18 protein-coding genes and 1 tRNA gene are annotated in these 20,905 nt (G+C 43.1%); 9 read left to right on the forward strand and 10 right to left on the reverse strand.

Annotated features, from left to right (window positions below):
* Positions 1 to 20: 20 nt before the first annotated feature.
* The 6 genes from R8G66_34085 to fabG all read right to left on the reverse strand — a co-directional run bounded on the left by R8G66_34085 (position 21) and on the right by fabG (position 5,247).
* Positions 21 to 770 (reverse strand): enoyl-CoA hydratase/isomerase family protein, encoded by a 750-nt coding sequence (locus tag R8G66_34085; protein MDW3197458.1) that lies wholly within the window; start codon positions 768 to 770, stop codon positions 21 to 23.
* 77 nt (positions 771 to 847) lie between these two features.
* Positions 848 to 1,705 (reverse strand): acyl-CoA thioesterase II, encoded by an 858-nt coding sequence (locus tag R8G66_34090; protein ID MDW3197459.1) that lies wholly within the window; start codon positions 1,703 to 1,705, stop codon positions 848 to 850.
* Between the two features lie 16 nt (positions 1,706 to 1,721).
* Positions 1,722 to 2,801, reverse strand: a complete 1,080-nt coding sequence (locus R8G66_34095; protein ID MDW3197460.1) for a phosphotransferase family protein — start codon at positions 2,799 to 2,801, stop codon at positions 1,722 to 1,724.
* Between the two features lie 21 nt (positions 2,802 to 2,822).
* A complete protein-coding gene (locus tag R8G66_34100; protein ID MDW3197461.1) occupies positions 2,823 to 4,010 on the reverse strand; it encodes an acyl-CoA dehydrogenase family protein in 1,188 nt (395 codons plus the stop codon).
* Positions 4,011 to 4,014: 4 nt separating this feature from the next.
* Complete coding sequence (locus R8G66_34105) at positions 4,015 to 4,503, reverse strand: MaoC family dehydratase (GenBank protein ID MDW3197462.1); 489 nt, start codon at positions 4,501 to 4,503, stop codon at positions 4,015 to 4,017.
* Between the two features lie 6 nt (positions 4,504 to 4,509).
* Positions 4,510 to 5,247 (reverse strand): 3-oxoacyl-ACP reductase FabG, encoded by a 738-nt coding sequence (gene fabG / locus R8G66_34110; GenBank protein MDW3197463.1) that lies wholly within the window; start codon positions 5,245 to 5,247, stop codon positions 4,510 to 4,512.
* Positions 5,248 to 5,471: 224 nt separating this feature from the next.
* On the opposite strand from fabG, the gene R8G66_34115 reads away from it, so the two are divergent.
* The 4 genes from R8G66_34115 (at position 5,472) to R8G66_34130 (ending at position 11,798) form a co-directional block, all read left to right on the forward strand.
* On the forward strand, positions 5,472 to 8,378 hold the full coding sequence (locus tag R8G66_34115) for a TonB-dependent receptor (GenBank protein MDW3197464.1): 2,907 nt from the start codon (positions 5,472 to 5,474) through the stop codon (positions 8,376 to 8,378).
* 21 nt (positions 8,379 to 8,399) lie between these two features.
* Positions 8,400 to 9,956 carry a hypothetical protein gene (locus tag R8G66_34120; GenBank protein ID MDW3197465.1) on the forward strand — a complete coding sequence of 519 codons (1,557 nt, stop codon included), beginning with the start codon at positions 8,400 to 8,402 and terminating at the stop codon, positions 9,954 to 9,956.
* Positions 9,957 to 10,211: 255 nt separating this feature from the next.
* Positions 10,212 to 10,296, forward strand: a tRNA-Ser gene (locus R8G66_34125).
* Between the two features lie 257 nt (positions 10,297 to 10,553).
* Positions 10,554 to 11,798 (forward strand): site-specific integrase, encoded by a 1,245-nt coding sequence (locus R8G66_34130; protein ID MDW3197466.1) that lies wholly within the window; start codon positions 10,554 to 10,556, stop codon positions 11,796 to 11,798.
* Here the strand turns inward: R8G66_34130 and R8G66_34135 are convergent.
* The gene (locus R8G66_34135) at positions 11,788 to 11,982 is read right to left on the reverse strand and encodes a hypothetical protein (GenBank protein ID MDW3197467.1); all 195 of its coding nucleotides are present in this window, start codon (positions 11,980 to 11,982) and stop codon (positions 11,788 to 11,790) included. The genes R8G66_34130 and R8G66_34135 overlap by 11 nt on opposite strands.
* A gap of 146 nt (positions 11,983 to 12,128) precedes the next feature.
* Here R8G66_34135 and R8G66_34140 point away from each other — a divergent pair, with 146 nt between their 5' ends.
* Both R8G66_34140 and R8G66_34145 read left to right on the forward strand, forming a co-directional pair.
* Complete coding sequence (locus tag R8G66_34140; GenBank protein ID MDW3197468.1) at positions 12,129 to 12,914, forward strand: hypothetical protein; 786 nt, start codon at positions 12,129 to 12,131, stop codon at positions 12,912 to 12,914.
* Between the two features lie 2,181 nt (positions 12,915 to 15,095).
* Positions 15,096 to 15,794, forward strand: a complete 699-nt coding sequence (locus tag R8G66_34145) for a hypothetical protein (GenBank protein MDW3197469.1) — start codon at positions 15,096 to 15,098, stop codon at positions 15,792 to 15,794.
* A gap of 643 nt (positions 15,795 to 16,437) precedes the next feature.
* Here R8G66_34145 and R8G66_34150 read toward each other — a convergent pair.
* The gene (locus R8G66_34150; protein MDW3197470.1) at positions 16,438 to 16,668 is read right to left on the reverse strand and encodes a hypothetical protein; all 231 of its coding nucleotides are present in this window, start codon (positions 16,666 to 16,668) and stop codon (positions 16,438 to 16,440) included.
* A 192-nt stretch (positions 16,669 to 16,860) separates the two neighbouring features.
* Here R8G66_34150 and R8G66_34155 point away from each other — a divergent pair, with 192 nt between their 5' ends.
* Together R8G66_34155 and R8G66_34160 are read left to right on the forward strand one after the other, a co-directional pair.
* Positions 16,861 to 17,304, forward strand: coding sequence for a helix-turn-helix transcriptional regulator (locus R8G66_34155; GenBank protein ID MDW3197471.1), 444 nt, complete (start codon positions 16,861 to 16,863; stop codon positions 17,302 to 17,304).
* Between the two features lie 133 nt (positions 17,305 to 17,437).
* Positions 17,438 to 17,881, forward strand: a complete 444-nt coding sequence (locus R8G66_34160; GenBank protein MDW3197472.1) for a helix-turn-helix transcriptional regulator — start codon at positions 17,438 to 17,440, stop codon at positions 17,879 to 17,881.
* On the opposite strand, the gene R8G66_34165 is transcribed toward R8G66_34160, so the two are convergent.
* Both R8G66_34165 and R8G66_34170 read right to left on the reverse strand, forming a co-directional pair.
* Positions 17,878 to 19,194, reverse strand: coding sequence for a tetratricopeptide repeat protein (locus R8G66_34165; GenBank protein ID MDW3197473.1), 1,317 nt, complete (start codon positions 19,192 to 19,194; stop codon positions 17,878 to 17,880). The genes R8G66_34160 and R8G66_34165 overlap by 4 nt on opposite strands.
* Positions 19,195 to 19,339: 145 nt before the next feature.
* Positions 19,340 to 19,516: a hypothetical protein gene (locus R8G66_34170; GenBank protein ID MDW3197474.1), complete on the reverse strand. Its 177-nt coding sequence runs from the start codon at positions 19,514 to 19,516 to the stop codon at positions 19,340 to 19,342.
* 153 nt (positions 19,517 to 19,669) lie between these two features.
* Between R8G66_34170 and R8G66_34175 the strand changes: the two genes are divergently transcribed.
* A complete protein-coding gene (locus tag R8G66_34175; protein ID MDW3197475.1) occupies positions 19,670 to 20,632 on the forward strand; it encodes a hypothetical protein in 963 nt (320 codons plus the stop codon).
* The last annotated feature ends 273 nt before the right edge of the window (positions 20,633 to 20,905 follow it).

Raw genomic sequence — 20,905 nt, forward strand, 5'->3', positions numbered from 1 at the left:
TTCAAATGAGGGGTTAATAGTTATTGCTTAAGGTTTGACTTGTAATTCGCCAATTGCTCAGTTTTATCGGTAAGTGGCGCCTGATAATTTTCTTCAAATTTCAGTCCGGCTTCCAATCCATGTCGACTGCCGTGATGATAGAGTTCTTTCACTACAGCAATGGTCTGGGCACTATTCTCAATGATTTGATTGGCAATTTTTATGACTGTTTCTTCCAGTTCTGATGCAGGTACTGATAGATTCGCTAATCCAATATTTGCCGCCTCTTTTCCAGAAATGGCTTGCGCAGTGAAGGACAATTCTTTGGCTTTTCTCAGACCTACTAAATGCTGTAGACGCTGGGTCATACCCCATTTTGGAAGGATGCCCCACTTAGTATGGGTGTCTCCAATTTTGGCTTCATCTGATGCGATCACCAGGTCAAAAGCCATCATCAATTCCATGGCTCCGGTAAAGCAAAATCCATTGAGTGCGCAAATGGTCACCTGAGGCATGGTCTCGAGTTGATGCATGACTGCCATGCCATCTTCCCAAAACTGAAATCCGGGTTCTACTTTGATTTCCTGAAAAGCAGACAGATCTACTCCAGCCGACCAGGCCCTTCCGGTGCCCGTTACAATCACAACCCTGCATTCCGAATCTCTGGATAGTTCTTCTAAAACTTTTCGCCATTCTTCCACCATGGTACCGGTCAAAGCATTGAGTTTTTCCGGTCGGTTCAAGGTAATTCTGGCTATGGCACCTTCTCTATTGAGTAGTATTTCTGACATGATGAGGTTAGTTCCTATTCATTAAATGGTGAAAGGTCACTTTCGAGCTAAGACTTAAATTCAATCATTTTCATATTTTATTTCTCTCTTCTCATCCTGAGCAAACCTTCCTGAGTTACGCTGGCCACCAGGTCTCCATTTTCATTAAAGAATGATCCCCGGCTAAAGCCCCTGCTACCATTGGTGACGGTACTTTCTACTTCGAACAACAGCCATTCATCGGCGCGGAAATCCTGATGGAACCACATGCCATGGTCCAGGCTGGTCATCATGATCTGTCCTGGTTTAAATTTCCCTCGATGAGGTAGGGCAGAAGCGGTCATCAAATTATAATCCGATGCAAACGCCAAAACTTGCTTGTGAAAAGAAGGATGATCAGGAAGAGGCTCTTCGCTTTTCATCCAGATGTGCATGATGGGTGGTTGTGGCTTCATGCTGAATACATCGATCCGCTCTACGGGCCGAAATTCGATGTGCCGTTTCATTAAGTACTTTTTATAGGCTTCGGGAAGTTTGTCCGCATTTTGCTGCATCCATTCCTCATCGGAGATCAGGTCCTTATAAGAGGTTACATTTGGCATCGGATATTGGTGAGAGAAACCTTCATCCTTAACCTGAAATGAAGCCGACATATTGAAAATGGCTTTGCCATGTTGGAAAGCAACCACTCGGCGTGTATTGAAACTTTTGCCATCCCGAATACACTCCACCTGATAAATGATAGGTGCAGCCAGGTCACCCCCGAGAATAAAATAACCGTGCATCGAGTGCAGTTGGCGATCATCTGGAACTGATCTATCTGCTGCATTCAGTGACTGTGCCAATACCTGGCCTCCAAATACACGCCCCCAGGAAGCGGGATAATTTTGTCCCCTGAACAGGTTAGTGTCCAGTTCTTCCAATTCGATCAGATCGTATAGTGGGTTTTTAGACATGATTTTAGATCAGCGATTAAAATAGGTCGTCAATTTGCTTTTTTGAAATGGCCTGATGTGTGATATGGCCAATGCCCTGTACTGCATCCAACAGGCCTGCAAATCGGGGATCCCTGGTCAATCCTTTCTTATACCTATAATAGATCTGTTGCACGATGACAGCAATCTTGAACAATCCGAAGACATAATAGAAAACACCATCGCCAACTTCTGTTCCGGTCTTTGTTGCATACCGATTCATCAATTCACCTCTTGAAGGATTTCCCGGCAGGTGCGTCGGGGTAAGGTCCAATTGTTTCATGAAATCGGGATCATTCCCATTGACCCAGTATCCAATACTGGTTCCCAGGTCCATCAAGGGGTCCCCGAGAGTCGTCATTTCCCAGTCCAATACCGCAATGACACGTGTCCAATCTTGAGGGTCCAATACCACGTTATCATATTTGAAGTCGTTGTGGATCAAGGTTGCGCCACTTTGTGTCGGAATATTTTCACTGAGCCACTTTGCAGCGTTTTCCAATAAAGGAACTTCATCTGTTTTTGCATTGAAATATCGTTTGGTCCAGCCACCCACTTGTCGCTCAACATAGCCTTCGGGTTTTCCCAAATCAGAAAGGCCGGCCGAATCATAATCCACAGAATGAAGTTCCACAAGCGTATCCAACCAGGAATTGGCAATGCCTGCCATTTGCGTTTCATCTGGCTGCATGTCCGCGGGCATTTTTGCACGAAGGATCACACCACGAACGCGTTCCATTAGATAAAAAGGAGAACCAATGATAGATTCATCTTCTGTATAATAAACCGCCTTAGGCGCCTTGCTGAATTGCGGGTTGAGGTTGGATAGGATCTTGTATTCTCTGCCCATGTCGTGCCCGGATTTGATCTGCGCCCCAAAAGGAGGCCGACGTAAGACAAATTCGCGGGAACCTACCTGTACCGAATAAGTCAGGTTTGAAAAACCACCTGGAAACTGATGTACCTTGATGTCGCCAGACAAATTCGGCACATGATCCAGTAATACTTTGTGGAGGTTTTCTTCATTCAGTCCTTCGCCTTCGCGAATGGCTCTTGGCTGGTCAATCCAATCTGACATATTAATGCGTTACTTAGCTGGTTATTTCTTTCGGTATTTTTTCAAAATGTCTCTTGCTACACGGGCTTTGTGCACTTCATCGGCACCATCGTAAATCCTTGCGCCTCGTTCCAGTCGATACCACGATGAAATCAAGAGATCATCAGTGATACCATAAGCTCCATGCACTTGAATGGCACGATCCAGCACATTTTGAAGTACATTGGCACAATAGAATTTGATGATGCTGATTTCCTGGCGAGCACTCGAGGCACCTACCGTATCAATTTTTTGTGCTGCATCCTGAACCATTAATCGAGCCGCATTAATCTCGGCACGACTTTCGGCAATCCAGAATTGAATGGCCTGCTGATCACCAAGGACTTTTCCAGGAGCGATCACTCTGGTGGCCGCGCGCTCGCACATAAACTCCATGGCTCGTTCGCACATGCCCATCCAACGCATGCAATGATGGATTCTTCCAGGGCCAAGACGTTTCTGAGCCAATGCAAAACCTTCGCCGACCGCACCCAATACATTAGAAGCAGGTACTCGGCAGTTTTCGAAGCGCACTTCCGCATGACTGTGCCAACCAGAACCTTCTTCGCCCATGATCGGAATATTCCTCACGAATTTGTAGCCTGGATTGTCTAATGGGACAAGGATCTGTGTCGCTTTTTTATGCGGATTATCGCCATCAGGATCAGTTACTGCCATCACAATGGTGAATGATGCGCCATCAGCACTGGAAGTGAACCACTTATGTCCATTGATGACAAATTCATCGCCATCCTGGATTGCTGTAGTGCCTAGCATGGTAGGATTAGACCCAGCAAATTCTGGTTCGGTCATGGCAAAGCAACTTCTGATTTCGCCACGAGTAAGTGGATCAAGGAATTGCTTTTTCTGCTCGTCTGTTCCAAACTCAATCAATAACTCCATGTTTCCTGCATCAGGTGCCTGGCAATTCACAGAATAAAAGCCATAAGGACTCATGCCAAGTACTGCACAGACTTCACCAAATTCAGCTACTGAAAGTCCCATCCCACCGTATTCCTCGGGGATTTGTGGGGTCCAAAGCCCAGCAGCTTTTGCTTTTTCCCGAACCTGATCTAAATGTGGGACTACTTCATCCCATGGTCGATTGTGATACTTTTCTTCTAAGGGAGTCAGGTTTTCGGCCATGAAGGCCCTGAATTGATCCAGAATTTCAGGTAGATCCTTGCGCATATTTTTATTTCTTCGAGGTATAGGCATGAGCCAGGAATTCTGCCACACAAGCGGGTTTTTCCTGTCCTTGCAATTCAAAAATGATTTTTACTTTGTATTTCGCACCATGATCAATGGCTTCGTATTCCATAAGTGAAATACGCCCTCGGACCTTGGCTCCAGAAGGTGTGGCATTCATGAAGCGAACCTTGTCAAGTCCATAATTAAGCCCCATGCCCACATCGCTTATATGCATCGTTTCATAAGCAAACTTGGAGGCCAGCGATAGAATCATGAATCCATGAGCGATGGTCGTTCCATAAGGAGATTCCTTTTTGGAGCGCTCTACATCAATATGTATCCACTGTTCATCACCGGTGATTTTCGCAAAAGTGGTGATCTGTTCCTGGGTGATTGTTGTCCAGGGCGACAGACCCAATTCTTGCCCCAACATTCCCTCTAGTTCAGCCAGATGCTCAAGGATCGTTTTATACGGTTCGTTTTTTACTCCCATGGTTAATTAGATCGCGAGTGCTCCTCCATTTACACTTAAAGTGAAGGCTGAAACAAATCCCGCTTGAGGTGAAGCCAGGTATAAATAAGCGTGGGCGATATCTTCCGGTGTGCCTATTCTCGCGACCGGGATCATCGCAATGCCTGCTTTAATGACTTCTTCGGGCATGCTATCGGTCATGTCTGTTCGAATAAAGCCAGGAGCTACTGCATTAACCGTGATGCCATATTTACCTGTTTCTCTTGCCAGAGATTTTGTGAATCCGATGATTCCGGCTTTAGAGGCAGCATAATTGGTTTGTCCGAAAGCACCTGCCAATCCATTAATAGATGAGGTGTTGATAATACGACCATAATTGGCATCTTTCATGATCGGGACAATAGCCTTGCAGGTATTAAAGGCACCTTTTAGGTTCACTTCAATGACACTGTTCCATTCCAATTCAGACATTTTAAGGAAAGATCGATCGCGAATGATGCCTGCATTATTAATTAATATGTCAATCTTGCCATACTCTGAGAGCACCCAGCCTGCTGCATTATCTACTTCTTCACGGTTGGTGATATCGACTTTGCGATAGACAATTTTGCCGCCTTTCTCTGTCAATGCATTTGCTGTAGCAGCTCCATCAATGACATCCCATAATACGACTTGTGCTCCAGCTTGACAGAATATATCACAAGCACCTGCGCCAATGCCTTTAGCGCCTCCTGTGATGATGGCCACCTGGCCCTCCAGATTGATCATAATTTATTATTCGGTTGTGTGACTCACTTTATTAATTAAGGCTAACAAGGGTAAACTGAATAGGTAGGGTGAATTGTTTGCCGTTCCATGTCAGAATTTTTGTTCGGCACCGGATTTTGCAAAAAATCCAATGTAAATGCCCTTAAATGGACTTTTTTATCCAATGTCACAAAAATTTTACCTAATATTAAAGAATTATTAGATGTCTAAACCTTAACTATATGAAAAGAATATTTACGAGGGCTTTCTTTTCCCTATTAGTATGCATGCATACTATTTCGTTCGTACACGCGCAAGGCACACAACTGTCCGGCAGTGTTACGGATGCTAATACGGGTGAGCCATTGCTGGGAGTGAACATCCTGGTAAAAGGTACTGTATTGGGAACCATCACTAATCTCCAGGGAGATTTTAATCTTTCCGTTCAATCCGCACCACCTCTTACACTGGTCATCAGTAGTGTAGGGTATGAGCAGAAAGAAATTGAGATAACAAATGCGGCAACTACTTCACTTGATATTCAATTGACTGAATCTGTTCTGCTTGGACAAGAAGTAGTAGTTTCAGCATCTCGTGTTGAGGAGAGTACCTTGAGATCTCCGGTATCTATTCAGCGAATGGATATCCTCGACATTCAGAACAATGCTTCTACTGATTTTTATGATGCCTTGAAAAACCTGAATGGGGTTGATTTTAGTACTCAGAGTTTGACTTTTAAGTCTGTCAACGCACGTGGATTCGGTTCCAATGGTAACACAAGATTTGTACAGTTAATCGATGGTATCGATAATCAGGCGCCTGGTTTGAACTTCCCCGTGGGTAACGTGGTAGGTATCGGCGAACTGGATCTGGAAAGTGTAGAAATGATCCCTGGACCTGCTTCGGCACTCTACGGTCCAAACGCTTTACAAGGTATTCTTTTGATGCAGAGTAAGAGTCCATTCGAGTACCAAGGCCTTTCCGCTTACAGTAAATTAGGTGTAAACCACATTGACAATGAAGATGACGATGCTTCCCTTTATCAAGATTGGGGCATTCGTTACGCAAAGGCTTTTAATAACAAGTTTGCCTTCAAATTGACTGGATCGTATTTAAGAGCTAATGATTTTGTAGGGGTAGACGTACGCGATCAGAGTGGTTTAGGTGTAGCAAGAAATACGGAGTTAGGCTTGAATGCCAATAATAACCCATTATACGATGGCGTAAACACCTATGGTGAGTTCAATATCGATGTAGGAACTGTGGCTGATATTGTGATCAATGGAGATGATCCTGCATTAGCTGCTTCTGTTGGTGCAATTAGAAGCTTGCTTCCTGATGGTGCAAGAGGTGCTTTTGCTCCTTCCGGATTCCTTGAAAATTCTTTTGTTGATAATACTACGGAGAGTATCAAATTCGGTGCTGGCTTACATTATCGTATCAGTGATAAAGTTGAGGCGCTGGTACAGTATAACTGGGGTAGTGGTAGTACAGTATATACGGCTAACGACCGATTCGTTCTTGATGATTTCGTGATCTGGACTGGTAAAGTTGAGTTGAAGGCTTCTAACTGGTTCTTGAGAGCTTATACGACTCAGGAAAATAGTGGTGATAGCTATGCAGCTAACACGGTTACTCAACGAATCAATCAGCAGTTTTACTTACCAACTTATTTCGGAGCTTACACGGGCGCATTGCAGGCGGATTTGACTGCTAGTGCTGCTGAGCTTCATGCGATCGCTAAAGCGGTTACTGAAGATGCACGAGTTAATGGAAACACAGCACTGGGTGTACCTGCCTGGGAAGCTGGAACACCTGCATTTAACGAAGCATTCAATAGAATCAGAGGCATCTCTATAGCTGATGGTGGTGCTTTGTTCCTGGATAAATCCAATATGTATCACTACGAGGGTAGCTACAACTTTGAAAATGAAATAGATTGGATCGATATAGTAGCTGGAGCCAACTTCAGAAACTTCAACCTGAACTCTGAAGCGACCCTATTTGCTTTGGAAGACAATGGTGATGAAATCTCTTACACGGAGTGGGGAACGTATGTTCAGTTGAAGAAATCATTGGCTAACGACGCTCTGAACCTTCAGGCTTCATTGAGATATGATAAAAACGAATTCTTCACTGGTCAGTTTTCACCGCGTTTTAGTGCGGTTTACGAAGTAGCACCTGATCACAACATTCGAGGTTCATTCCAACGTGGTTTCCGTATTCCTACTACTCAGGATAACTTTATTGATCTTGATGTGGTATCAAGACGTTTGATCGGTAGCGCGCGATTCTTGTTGAATCGATATAATCTGATCGGTGGAGGGAACGCTTCTGCTTCCTATCTGGCATCTGACTTGGCGGCGGTAGCGGCTGGAGAACTTTCAATTGATCAATTGACCCCTGAAGCCACTCGATTGATGGAGCAGGATTTCACCACTGAGAAAGTGAATACGATTGAAGGTGGATATAGAGGTCTGTTTGCAGATGGTCGTTTACTAATTGATGGGTTCTATTTCTATAATATCTATCAGGACTTCATCGCTGAAATTACTCCGGTGCAAGCTTATCAGCTCGGAACAGGTGATATTCGTACGCAACTTCAAACACCAATTGCTGGATTTGATGCAACTACGGCGGAAGGAAAGGCGGCGATCCTTAATGGAACTGTTGCTACGCAAGCTTACGGTGTAGATATCAATGCAGACGGTAACGTTCGTTCACAAGGTTGGGGATTGAGTGCCGAATACACTTTGAATGGTGGTTATGCGTTGAAAGGAAACGTATCATACAATGAATTGATTTCTCAGCAGGACTTGTTGGATCAAGGCTTTATTGCTTCTTTTAACACACCTCAATACAAATACAATCTTGGATTTGGTAACAGGAAAGTAACTGATAATTTCGGGTTTAATGTAGCCTGGAGATGGCAGGAAGCATTCCTTTGGGAATCTTCATTCGGAACTGCTGTTATTCCAGCATTCGGAACCTTGGATGCGCAGGTATCTTACAAACTTCCTGATTTGAAAACAGTTGTTAAGATCGGTGGTTCGAACGTATTGAATGAGCGTTTCACTACTTCATTCGGAAACCCTCGTCAAGGGGCGATCTTCTTTATCCAATTGAATTTTGACGAATTCTTGAACTAATCCATTCCACAAGAAAAGAACATGAAAAAGAATTTAATATACATTTTAGCGGCCGCATTTTTGATCGCTTCTTGTACGTCAGAAGATGATCTGGTACAAGATCAATTAGATCTTAATCCAGTGCCTGTATCTCCTACAGCCACTGGGTCGGCTGGTTCTGCCAATTTTGAGCACATGGTCTCATTCGGGGCATCCTTTGCTGCCGGTGTAATGGATGGTGCATTATATACCGATGGACAAGTATATAGCTATCCTGCTCAGATCGCACAAAAACTGATGACAGAAGGTGTTGGAGGCGGTACTTTCAATCAGCCTGACATTAATTCAGTCAATGGTTTTACCGGTGTGAACGAGGATGGAAGCATCAATGGAAGGTTCTTCTTGAACATCGCTGCTTTAGCACCTCAGCCTACTGTCGGTGAGTTGCCTACGGTATATTCAGGAGATCGTTCACAGTTGAACAACTTCGGTGTTGGAGGTATCATTCTTGCGCAAGCATTGACACCTGCAACGGGAGGCCCAGATGCGGAGGCCAATCCAGCATTTAATCCTTTCTATCAGCGATTTGCTACGGATCCAAGTGTCGATGGTGTCTCCGGCTCTTCTATCTTGACTGATGCGATTGCAACAGGACCAACATTCTTCACCTCTTCATTGGGTGGAAATGATATCCTGGGTTATGCAGTGAACGGAGGAGCCAATGATGGCATCCAGATTACTTCTGCTGCAGATTTTCAAGGACAATACACAGCATTGATTTCAGCGATGGTTGCTACTGGAGCCAAGGGAGTTGTGATGAACATTGCCCCTGTTATTTTCTTGCCATACTTCCGAGCAGTTCCCTACAATCCAATTCCGTTGGATCAGGCAAGTGCTGATGCACTAAATGCAGCCTATGCGGCGTACAATGGCGGATTAGATCTGGCCGTATTAGGAGGTGCAATTACGCAGGAAGAAGCAGATCGTCGAACCATTGCTTTTACAGCTTCTGCCGGCAGTGCCTTTGTTATGGAAGATGAGAACCTGACTGACCTCAGTGCCTTGGGATTGCCAAATTATCGACTCACAGAAGCTACGGATTTGGTTCCGCTTCCAGCAGCAGCAGCTTTCGCAGGAGGAGTGGGAACAAGTATCCCTGCTGTTGATCGCTGGGTGCTGACCATCGAAGAGCAAACAGAGATCATCACTGCAGCAGCGACTTATTCCGCAATCATTCAAGGAGTAGTGGATGCGACAAATGCAGCCGCTGGTGAAACAATGGTTGGAGTAGTAGATATTTATCCTTTATTGGCTGATGTTACTGGACTAACTCCAGAGCAAGCTACGGCATTGGCGTTTACGCCTGCTGGTGTTGCCGCAGCTGACGGGACTCTGGGTATCCAAATTGGTGGCCAAACACTCGCTCCGGATTTCAGTCCTGGAGGTATTTACTCCACAGATGGAATCCATCCTAATCCAAGAGGCTACGCTTTGTTTGCTAACGCGTTTATTGAGACGATCAATACAACGTATGGAGCGTCCGTTCCAACGATAACTGATGAAGAAATTCTTTCCTTGAGAGGGATCTTCTTCCAGTAAAAGAATAAACCCAAACTTGAATGGAGCCTCTGGTCATAGATCAGGGGCTTTCTTTTTCGATGTTAATTCAGAAAAGAGTCAAAAAATGCGATCGAATAGTTGGATTGAAGTATAAAAACAATAGTTTTGCGATCCGATTTTTAGATCACATCACTGAGGAGTGGCAAAATGTCCTAGCCGGACGCGTCGATTGCGGCGGCCTGCCTCGATTTGAGAATCAAGAGTAAGGTAGTTACTCTAAACGCAAAAGATCACAGAGGAGTGGCAGAGTGGTCGAATGCGGCGGTCTTGAAAACCGTTGTGCCGAGAGGTACCGGGGGTTCGAATCCCTCCTCCTCTGCTTTTAAGAAAGCAAAATCAATCAAAACCCTTCATACTGCACGTATGAAGGGTTTTTTGTTTCTTAACACCCCCATTTCTTCCAGGTATTTTCATATAATTGGTCTACAAACAGGTTAACAATTATTCTGTTAACCGAATGTGCTTTTTTGCCTCTAAATGAGGTTTTTTGGTGTTTTTAGGTTACATTTATGGAGGGATTCGAACCCTCGATCCATGCCAAACGACTATAAAAAGTAACATTCTAAAACAATTACTATGAACAACACTTTCAGCGTTCTCTTTTGGTTTCTCAGTAACCGCATCAGTAAAAAGACAGGTGAAGCGCCAATCATGGCCAGAATCACCGTAAATGGCAAGAGAGCGGAAATATCAACTGGTAAAAAGGTAATACCTGAGAAATGGAATGTGAGCGCCGGAAGGGTGAGAGGTACAGGCGAACAAGCCAGGATCATCAATCGGCACCTGGATAAGATGCGAGTAAAGTTGGATAAGATCCATGATCGACTGCAGGAGGAAGATCAATTCATATCTGCTCAGAGCATCAAAAACATTTACCTGGGTAAAACGAATAAGCAACACTCACTACTTGAACTCTTCAGGCATCATAACAGTCAAATGAAAGCTCAATTGGGGAAAGAGTATTCCCAGGGTACTTTGGAGCGATATGAGACGACTCTGAAGCACTTAGAACGATTCATTAAGCATCAGTACCAAAGAGACGACTATATGCTGAGAGAACTAAAGTATGCATTCATAGCAGACTTTGAGTTCTACCTCAAATCAGTGAAGAACATTGGCCACAATACCACGATGAAATACCTGAGCTATTTCAAGAAGATCGTGTTCCTAGCATTGAAGAATGAGTGGATCGAGCGTGATCCATTCGCAAGGTTTGAAATGACACTGAAGGAAGTCAAGAAAGGCTACCTAACCAAAGAGGAGCTTTCGGACTTGTACCAAAAGGAATTCCAGGTAGAGCGATTGGAGCAGGTAAGAGATATCTTCCTCTTTTGCTGCTACACGGGTTTGGCTTATGCCGATGTGAAGAAACTTACACCTGAACATATCTCTAAGGGGCTGGATGGTGAGTACTGGATATTTGTCGAAAGAACGAAAACGGGATCTTCCTCTAATGTGCCTTTGTTACCCCAGGCTAGTGAGCTCATGGAGAAATACCAGGACCACCCAGAAACCGTAAACTCTGGTCATTTGCTACCAGTGATCTCAAACCAAAAAATGAATGCTTATCTGAAAGAGATCGCGAACCTATGCGGGATCACCAAGAACATTACGTTCCACATGGCCCGGCACACTTTCGCAACGACAGTCACGCTTTCAAATGGTGTAGCGATTGAAACGGTCGGAAATATGTTAGGTCACAAGAATTTGAAGACTACCCAGGTCTATGCGAAGGTTGTCCAGGAGAAAGTAAGCGAGGACATGAAAGCGCTGAAAGAGAAGCTTGGCGGGACGGGCTTTGGTAGAGCTACTAATCAATAAACTCCCTTACCTCCTCCATATCGATCCCGGTAAACTCAGAAAACTCACGAAGGGTCACCAGCTGGTGATCCTCTTTTTTTAGTTGCTTTCTGATTCGTTGAAGCATAAGCCTCCCGTAGCGCTCACTTTTGCCAGTAATGCGCTGGATATCCTTGGGATAGATTATGATTCGTTTTAACCTCATTTCTTAGTTGTCATGCTTTATCCATGCTCTTTCCAGGAGGCATGTTCGGCAATAAGTACCAATAGCTATCAAAGCCGGAATCTCTCTGTATCTGCTCTAGGTTAAATATGCGTTTTTTCAGCCGTAAACCAAATTTTTTAAGTTTTATGGCACGACAAAAAGGAATCATTAAACTAGAGGGAACCATCGGGGATGTGTCCTTCTACAAAAGCAAAGACGGCTATTTAGCCAGGGAGAAAGGCGGGGTTGATGCGGATCGTATCAAGAATGATCCAGCCTTTCAGCGGACCCGTGAAAATGGCTCTGAGTTTGGCCGGGCAGGCAAAGCAGGTCGGATCATCCGAAATGCTTTCAGGCTGTTGATCCAAAACGCATCTGACTCCAAGGTTACCAGCAGGTTGACCAGGGAAATCCTTCGAGTGATTAAGACTGATGTCACCAATGCTCGAGGTGAGCGCCAAGTCACTGCAGGAGATCTGAACATTCTGAATGGCTTTGATTTCAACATCGACGGAAAGCTGAGCTCGACCTTGTATGCGCAGTATGATCCGGTGGTTGATCGGGCAGCTGGCAGCATGGGCGTTCAAATCCCAGAGTTCATTCCTGGCAATACCGTGGCGTTTCCCTCCGGGGCAACTCACTTCAAGTTCCTGGTCGCAGCTGCGGAGATTGATTTCGAGAATGAAAGCTTCTTGTTCAATCAGGTCGCAAGCCCTGAGATTGAGCTTGGTCCTCAAACTGAAGCGGCCAGTGATTTCAATGTTCCGACTACTGCCAATAGCGAGTTGGACATGTTCTTGGTCCTTGGCCTGGACTTTCTTCAAGAAGTCAATGGAATCATGTACCCGTTGAAGAGTGGGTCTTACAATCCTTTGACCATCATTGCGATTGATGAAGCACCAGAAGTAGCGGATCCGGCACCTGACGCATAATGATGTTTAGTCAGTACAGTTCAAAGGCGGGGATATTCGGAGGGACAGTCCTTTCGATTATCCCTTCGCTTCATCTTCATGATGTTGGCCGGACAATCGTCTTGGCCATGGTTGGCGCTACAGTTAGTTTTTTCGTTTCGATGTTTTTGAAATGGATTGTAGCCTTAGCCAGGTCAAGACTCAAGTGATTGACTCCAAAAGAAAAAAGAGAAAAAAAGAAAGCCATCAAAAAAGGGGGTGGAGGAAAAAAGCAAGGCAAAGCGCAATAAGGAAACAATCCAGTGCTTTCGCCTTGCTTTTTTAATTGCGGGAAAGCCAAGCGGGAACCCCCTTAACTTTGATGGATTTTTTTGCTTGGAGAGAATTCCTATCCGAAACAACTAAGCGAAGTACTCACCTTTCGAAAATTGATCAGACAATATCCGAATTAAATAAATGATGTCGTGCAAAGAATAGCCTAATACGGTTCCCATAACTAGACCTAATAAGAATCCTCTAAATGGTTTTGTAAACTTCATGTGTCAATAGTTTTCAATTAAATCTCGATCATAAACTTTAATTCTCCTAAGCTCTAAAGATGAACCTAACCAAAGGGTGGGTTGGGTGGGTACCTTAATCATCATCTTTAGTGCAGGTAAAAGAGCCTTCAGCGTGCGGATGGAAAGCGGCTGCAATGAGCGGAACGCAGTGGAGTGGGTTGCGGACGTCTGTGCGGCGAGCCGTAAGCGAGTATGAGGGCAGCCTGCCAGAAGAAGGCCGAATTAGGCCGCCTGGGAGTGCGTGGCAGCTTTGGTCCAGCGTTGGCCATGTGCGGCTGATACGGTACTGCCCGAGTCCGCAGGCTCGCATTAACTAGAGCAGTGGCAGGACACTAGCGCCTGGGAAACGGATTTGCGCGTATGGAGGAAAGGGGCTACAGTGGCCAGGGTAACTGCTGTGGCGCATAGGACAGCACAAAGCAGGTAACATGACAGACTCGAAGACCTGAAAGGGAGCCAGTGTGTATGGAATGCCTTTGAAATAGAACACTAATGGAATAGGCTCTGGCTAGTCTGGCGTGAAACCTGCAGGGCAACCGGTGCGCCACGCCGCATTACCTGCGAAACCCGCCTTTTGCAGTTCCTCCATTGGTGTGTAGCAATAGGCAAGTGTTGCGGAGTGGAAGAAAGTCGGAAGCTGGATTAAATTATCAAAGGTTTATTTCCATTTAAGAAACCTCAACCAACTGAAAGCTATCCCCTTCACTCTGGATCTCTTGCCGGACCCTGTGAGATGGGGAACTAGAGAAAGGAAGACGAACTAAACACGCTTTTGGTGCGTGTGAGCCGCCGAGGAGCTACAGGACCACAAGGGAGGTTAGCCCCCGATATTATCGGGATGGGGAGGGAACGCAGCAAATGTGTGTGGGTCATTGAGCAGCAAACCACGGAATAAACTTGGAGGCCAAAAAGCAAGTGTTCTGGAGTGGTCCCGAAAGGGTTGGCCTTTAGATAAGCGGCCACTACAGATCTCTTGCTTGGCCTTCGGAGAATCAAATAAAAGTAAGGAGCAGTTCAGAGCACGCTTTGCCCTCCAAAGAAAAGAAAACGAACTACTGATTGGGAGACACCTATAATTCCAAAACTTCACATCATTTAAAAGGTAGAGGGCAAAGGGTGCGGTGCCTCCGCAGAAATCGTCGCGTCAGGGATCGCAACAAAGTACCGTGTACTGTGGAGAGCCCGACCCGCAGGGAGACGCCCAAAGTCTACAAAATCATCCAAGATTACTGGGTCTTATAATACATACCGTAACGAATGTATCTTTTTAAATAATGGTTGGACCCCACTAAAGCCGCCTTGTTACGTCAAGTGTGGAGATAGAAAATTTTTTGACAAACATTTTTTGTTTATCAAGTTTTAAATGTTTAATATGTTTATATATAGTCGCAATACTCTTACAGTACTATTACACTACTCTTACAGAGCTATTACAGTACTCTTATCACTTTTGTACAAGTTAAATCCCGTGAATAAACTGAGGGTCTGATTTAGAAAAAATACTCTATTTTCAGGGTTATTTCATTAGGAATTTTGGGTGTTAATTGATGAGTTTAATTGAGTTATGAGAGATGAATTCAGCAATTCAACTAGAGGAATACTCGCAAAGCGGTCTGGGTTTCAATGCTCCATATGTAGAGCGGTGACAATAGGGCCAAGTGCGGAAGCCCCGGATTCTGTTAACAATATTGGAGAGGCTGCCCACATAACTGCAGCAGCTCCAGGCGGTCCTCGTTATGATGCAACTTTAACAGCAGAACAGAGAAAGGATATATCAAATGGAATATGGTTATGTGGAACCCATGCTCGTATGATTGATCGAGATGTAGTAACATGGACGGTAGCCCATTTGCAAGAAGTAAAAAGAAGGCATGAGGAAATTGTGCTGGAAACAATTGGGATTCCCCAAGAAAGGCATTCATTTAAAGCAACTATTAAGAAGCAATCCTCTTCTATTACGCCAAAAGAATTTGCATACTTGACCGTTGGTGAGATGGCAAAACACTACCGAAGTATTCTTTCACCAATCATTCAAGATAAAGACCTATCCGATCTTTCAAAATTGGGTGTTCTATTGTGTGGTTCACCTATTGGAGATCATCAACCTGCAAATTATGAAACACCATGGACGGTTTTCGTGAACTCAGATTGGTTAGAATGGTATCAACGGGGAGAAAGTAAGGGTTTTAAATCTGCTCCAGAAGTTCCGGAGGAACAGATTTATGGTAGAATACCAGGATGGCCTGATAGCTTTGATGAATTCCTGGAGGCAATTGTATTAACCAATTCGATTTTTAAATGGCATAGACATCCTCAAGGCTACCTTATTCTAGCGCAATAGAACTGAAGTTTAATGTAAATAATGACTTAATAGGTGGAATTCAAGCTACTTCCTCTGATCATAGTATGTGTTGATAGTTGCTCTGGTTAGAGTGTGTAATTCATTCAATTCTGATATCTTACTCTCAAAGTGGAAACACTTTTGTCTTAGAACCTTAGGAAAGTCGGTAGTGTGATGTTCCGGCTTTCAGCATCGGTGTTCCTTCAATTCAGTATCTAATTCAACTATCATTTTAGCTTATCCTAAAAGAAGAAAGTCGAGGACGTGACGCCCCGACTTTGCCATAGAACCAGCATCGGTATTACTCCGCCAAACAGAGCATACATCTTTCGTTTGGTATAAAAAACAGTGGAGCGGTAACCCCACTGCAAATACAACCAGCATAGACCTGCACCAATTCACAGGTTTATATTCATTCGCAACAGATCAAAAATGTCAGGCCTGTGATTCCCTCACTAAGAACCTGCCACCAGGCCTTTCATTTTTGCAAACAGCTATCAGCTGTAAAAGGATGGTAGTCCTATCTGAAAGCTTTGATTTTCATATTGTCAGTTATGAGGAGTAATAGGGGTAGGCCTAGTTTCCTACCCGCTATTGGGTTCAGATAACAATCATGAGTCACATGGCCGCCACCTGTCTCAAATTAACCTTCTCCTTCATGCTTAAATTCTTCTCTATCCATCATGACGCCATAATCTTCTATAATGCCAGTCTTGTGAAATAAATGCACCAACGTCTTTAGATCACGATTCTCTTCCATCATTAAATGCACTTGCTTAATCAACTCCTGATACAAAACTCCATGTGTCTCTGGGTCCTCTTCTTCCAGGTATTCATTGATTAACCTGTTGAACACGGAGAGCTTTGCTTGCATCAGTGCGGGTAAGTGTACACTTACAGAGGATTCTTGTGGTCCGGGAGTAATCATATGATCCGAAGCATCTATAGTTCTTCAATAAATCACCCTTGAACAACTAACATATTTCTTGTTAAGAATTATTAAATTACTCAAAAGCAATATTATAGTTCAATAATAGATATTATTGTTTGAATAAAAAAAGCTACGTTGAACTATTTCAGTAAAAACCTCAAAACGCTACGTGCAGAGCTACAACTTTCGCAAGTGGAATTTGGTCTGTTGTTTGGTCTGAGTAAGTCGAATATCAACTCTTATGAAAACGGAGCTTTCCCGAAGATGGAAATGTTCATCGGGATGATGGATCACTTCAATTTGGACCCCAGCAAATTTGTGACCCTAGACATGACAAGGCATGCTGTATATCGTGACCATGATGCGGAATCAACTGATATGAGCATCTTGCATGATCATTTTGTACAAAGTGCCGTTTCGGAAGCTGATCAGTTTAGGTACTTGAAAGACTTCTCAAAAAAACAACTAAGAGCGATTTTCATTAAGGTATTTCGAACGAAGGAAAGTCTCTTGAAAGAAAATCTGGACCTTAAGGAAAAGTACATCGCATTACTTGAATCACGCCGTACCATGTCGTAGTACCTAAGGCTGTTAGTGTTGTACCTCCTGTATTTTTCCTTAGTTTAGACCTAGATAAATGCATCGGTATCATTTTATTGTTCGCAAATAATATTGTGATTCGATAAGCTGTTTACCTGAACCAAGAGCGACATTGAACTACTTTAGTAAGAACCTGAAGGCACTACGCGCCGAGAACAACCTTTCACAAGTAGAGTTTGGGCTATTATTTGGTCTGAGTAAGTCCAATATAAACTCCTACGAAAACGGGGCATTTCCTAAACTGGAGAAGTTTATCCAGATGATGGATTACTTCAACCTAGACCCAAGCAAGTTTGTTACCCAGGATATGGAAAGAAGTTCTGTATCACGAGGTGATGAAACAGAAGGGGAAGAACGAAGCATGGTTCACGATCAATTTGTGGAAAGCGGAGTATCAACTGCTGATCAATTCCAATACCTGGAGGGCTACAGTAAAGAACAAATTGCTGAGATCTATATCAAGCTGTACAAGACAAAAGAGCGCCTGTTAAAAGAAAACACGGACTTGAAAGAAAAGTACATCGAATTACTGGAGAAGAACCAAAAAGCTGACTAGCGATTTTCTAATTCCTTTTGAACCTCTTTCAGATCGAGTTTGTAGCGGCCGGCAATGAAGTAAAGCAACTTATTCTTTTCCATGAGCCAGGCACGAAGACTTTTATCTACTGCTCTCTTCCGCTGCTGAATGATCACAACCACTGCGGCTATGATGGTAACTACAAACAGTATGATCCCAATAATGATATTTCGATTCTGGGATTGAATCAATTGATCTTTTAACTCCAGCTGGTCATGCATGTACTTTACTCGTTCGGCGCGGTAACGAGCATGCATTTGCTCTAAGCGTTCATTGAGCGCTACGTATGGTCCCTGGATTTCAGCTATCTGTTCGTGATACTTAACAACAGATGCCAGATCGTTTTGATCCTTAGAAATGAGAATAAGCTGATCCAATGCCTCAATGAAATTCAAGTGATTAACTGCCGAAGGATCTAATTCACTCCCTAACTGATAATACTTTAAAGCCTGTGCTGGTTTCTGTAATTCGGTATATAATTCCCCAAGATTGAGATAGCTGACCAGTAAGGTTTGTTGGTTAGCTGATTCTTTCTTCAACTCTAACCCTCTCAATAGAAATTCTTCGGCCTCCTTGAATTCATTTTGCTTCAGTTTAATAAATCCAATGCTGTTGATAGCTCTGCTTTTTCTTGATTGGTCATTATTGAATTCAGCATAATCTAGTACGTCATTATACAGCCGTAAGGATTCACCGTAAGCTCCACTATCTAAATAATTAAGTGCCAGGGCAGTTTTTGAAGAATAGAGCCTTCCCAGGTTGTTTGTCGTTTCATAGAAACTGCAGAGTTGCTTTAGAATAATTTCAGCTCGGCTATATTTCTTTTGAGTTCGAAGAGTTCTTGCCAGGTTGTATTCGGCCCTCTTTATTCCTAATGTGTCTAAGCCACTTACATTTAATGCTTCTTCAAAATAACTCACTGCTAAATCGTAATGAAACAGGTTGTGAAATGATAGGGCAATGGCGACTAGGCAGTCGTATTCTCTTTTTGGAATTTTAGCTAACCTGAAGTGTTTTAAAGCATTATAAAATTGCCCCAAGGCATTCTCTTTATCGGATAATTCGAAGTAGTAAATTTCACCTTGTAAGTAATTCAATTCAGCTCTTTCTAAAGCAGTTATAACCTGCTCGTCTAGTACTTCCTCAATTGTTATAATTGCTTTTTCGGGGTTTGATTTGCGTAGTTCTTTTACTTTTTCTCTAGTTGTTTGATAATCCATAGCCGATAACTTGACCATAGTCAAGTATAAGCACAGAACCACACTGATAGAGGTAAGAAGTATCTTTTCCATTGCTGTAGGCGATTTGCTGGGGTTCTATCACAAGAGGGTGAAACCATTATGACAGAATTATGAGGAAAAGATATAACGGAATTTAGTAATATCAAATTGATGGATTGAAGTGTGAGGCCAGACTTCTCCAGCCTCATATTGTAGACTACTGCCCTCCTTTAGGGAAATCTTCACCATCATCTTCGCCTCCTCCAGACTCCTGCGTAACGAGATCTGGAGTACTTTTATTAAGTTCTTCCAGGTCACCTGTGAGTGATGTACAAGCAAAAAACATTGGTGCAAATAGAAGTGCTAGAATTAAAGTTTTAGCTAACTTTTTCATGATTGTAATCTGTTAAATGAAACATACCGTGAAAGTTAGTTGGTGTGAGGGGAATAACTATTGGACTTAATAGGCCCCTATCTCTTGATTATTAGTTTTTGGCAGAAAATGGTTCAGTGACTTTTGTAACTTTGCATAAGTTGAAATGATCAAGTGAACACCCGACAAAAAAAGAAATTAGCTCTGTTTAATAAGTTCAGCAAGAATCTTGCTTTTGTTCGAAATTATCCTGGAGTTTCTATCCAAAGTAAAGATGATAATTACAGTTCAGCGGATTCTGAATATCTATGTCCCCTTTCACTAAAGCTATTCAATCAAGAAGGGCTAAATGATATTTATACCGATCATTTGACACTAGAACATTCTCCCCCAAACAGTTTAAAAGGCCACGTCGTTGCCTTAACTGCAAAAGATTCAAATTCTAAGGGAGGGCATTTATTAGATCATAAGCTTAGAACTTTTGTTGAAGTAAGGGAATTTACAATGGGTGTTACACCCATGAAAACAAAGTTCTTTTTTGATGATACAATAGGTATTCCAGTTGAAATTTCGACTAAAAGTAACCCAACTTTCCACTTCAGGCCACCAAGTATGCACCCGGGAGCGAAGAAGTTAGTCGAGTATTTCTCAGTTGAGGGAAATAGTATAAATTTTAAAGTGAATATTCCAAATCCTAAGGCAGACATCTCTTTATTAAGAGTGGCGTACTTGATAGCTTTTGGAACTTTGGGGTACAGTTTTCTTTTGGGAAAGTCTATCCCTCAACTAAGGGATCAAATAAACAGTCCCGAGAAGAAGATTGTAAATGATATCCCGTTGTTTTATGAAGGATTTCCAGATGAATTATTGGGAGTTAACATCATTACAAAACCATTTGAGATAAGATCCTTGTTAGTAGTTTTTGACCTAGAATTAAATGAAAAACATAGGTTTGGTGTTGTGCTTCCAGGTCCTGACAGCTATGGTTTAAAGGCATATCAAGAATTCAATAAGTACAGAAAAAACTACATCAATTTCAATGCCCGAAATCTATCGAAGGAGGTAGATATAACAAATCCCGATCATGCTATGAAATTTTTTAGTATCTGGCAGGAAGTATTTGAAGGTAAACAGTAGAGTCCAAACATTGAAATGTCGAAATTAAATCCCATTCAAAAGACTTGGATGATAATCAGTACACTTTTCGGTGCTATTGGCTTAGTAAACATAACTGAGGATGTTTATAAGTGGGCTCCATTCTTTCAGGTTCTGATTTCACAGTATAAATCAATCTGGTATCTTTTGTTTAATTGGCTACCTTTTTGTCTGGATAATTGGTTGAAAGACTATGTGTTTTTTGGGTCTCTAGTTATTTCTAATACTGCTCGAGCGACTTACAGAATCTTTAAG

The sequence above is a fragment of the Cytophagales bacterium genome, from assembly GCA_033344775.1.
GTDB lineage: Bacteria > Bacteroidota > Bacteroidia > Cytophagales > Cyclobacteriaceae > JAWPMT01.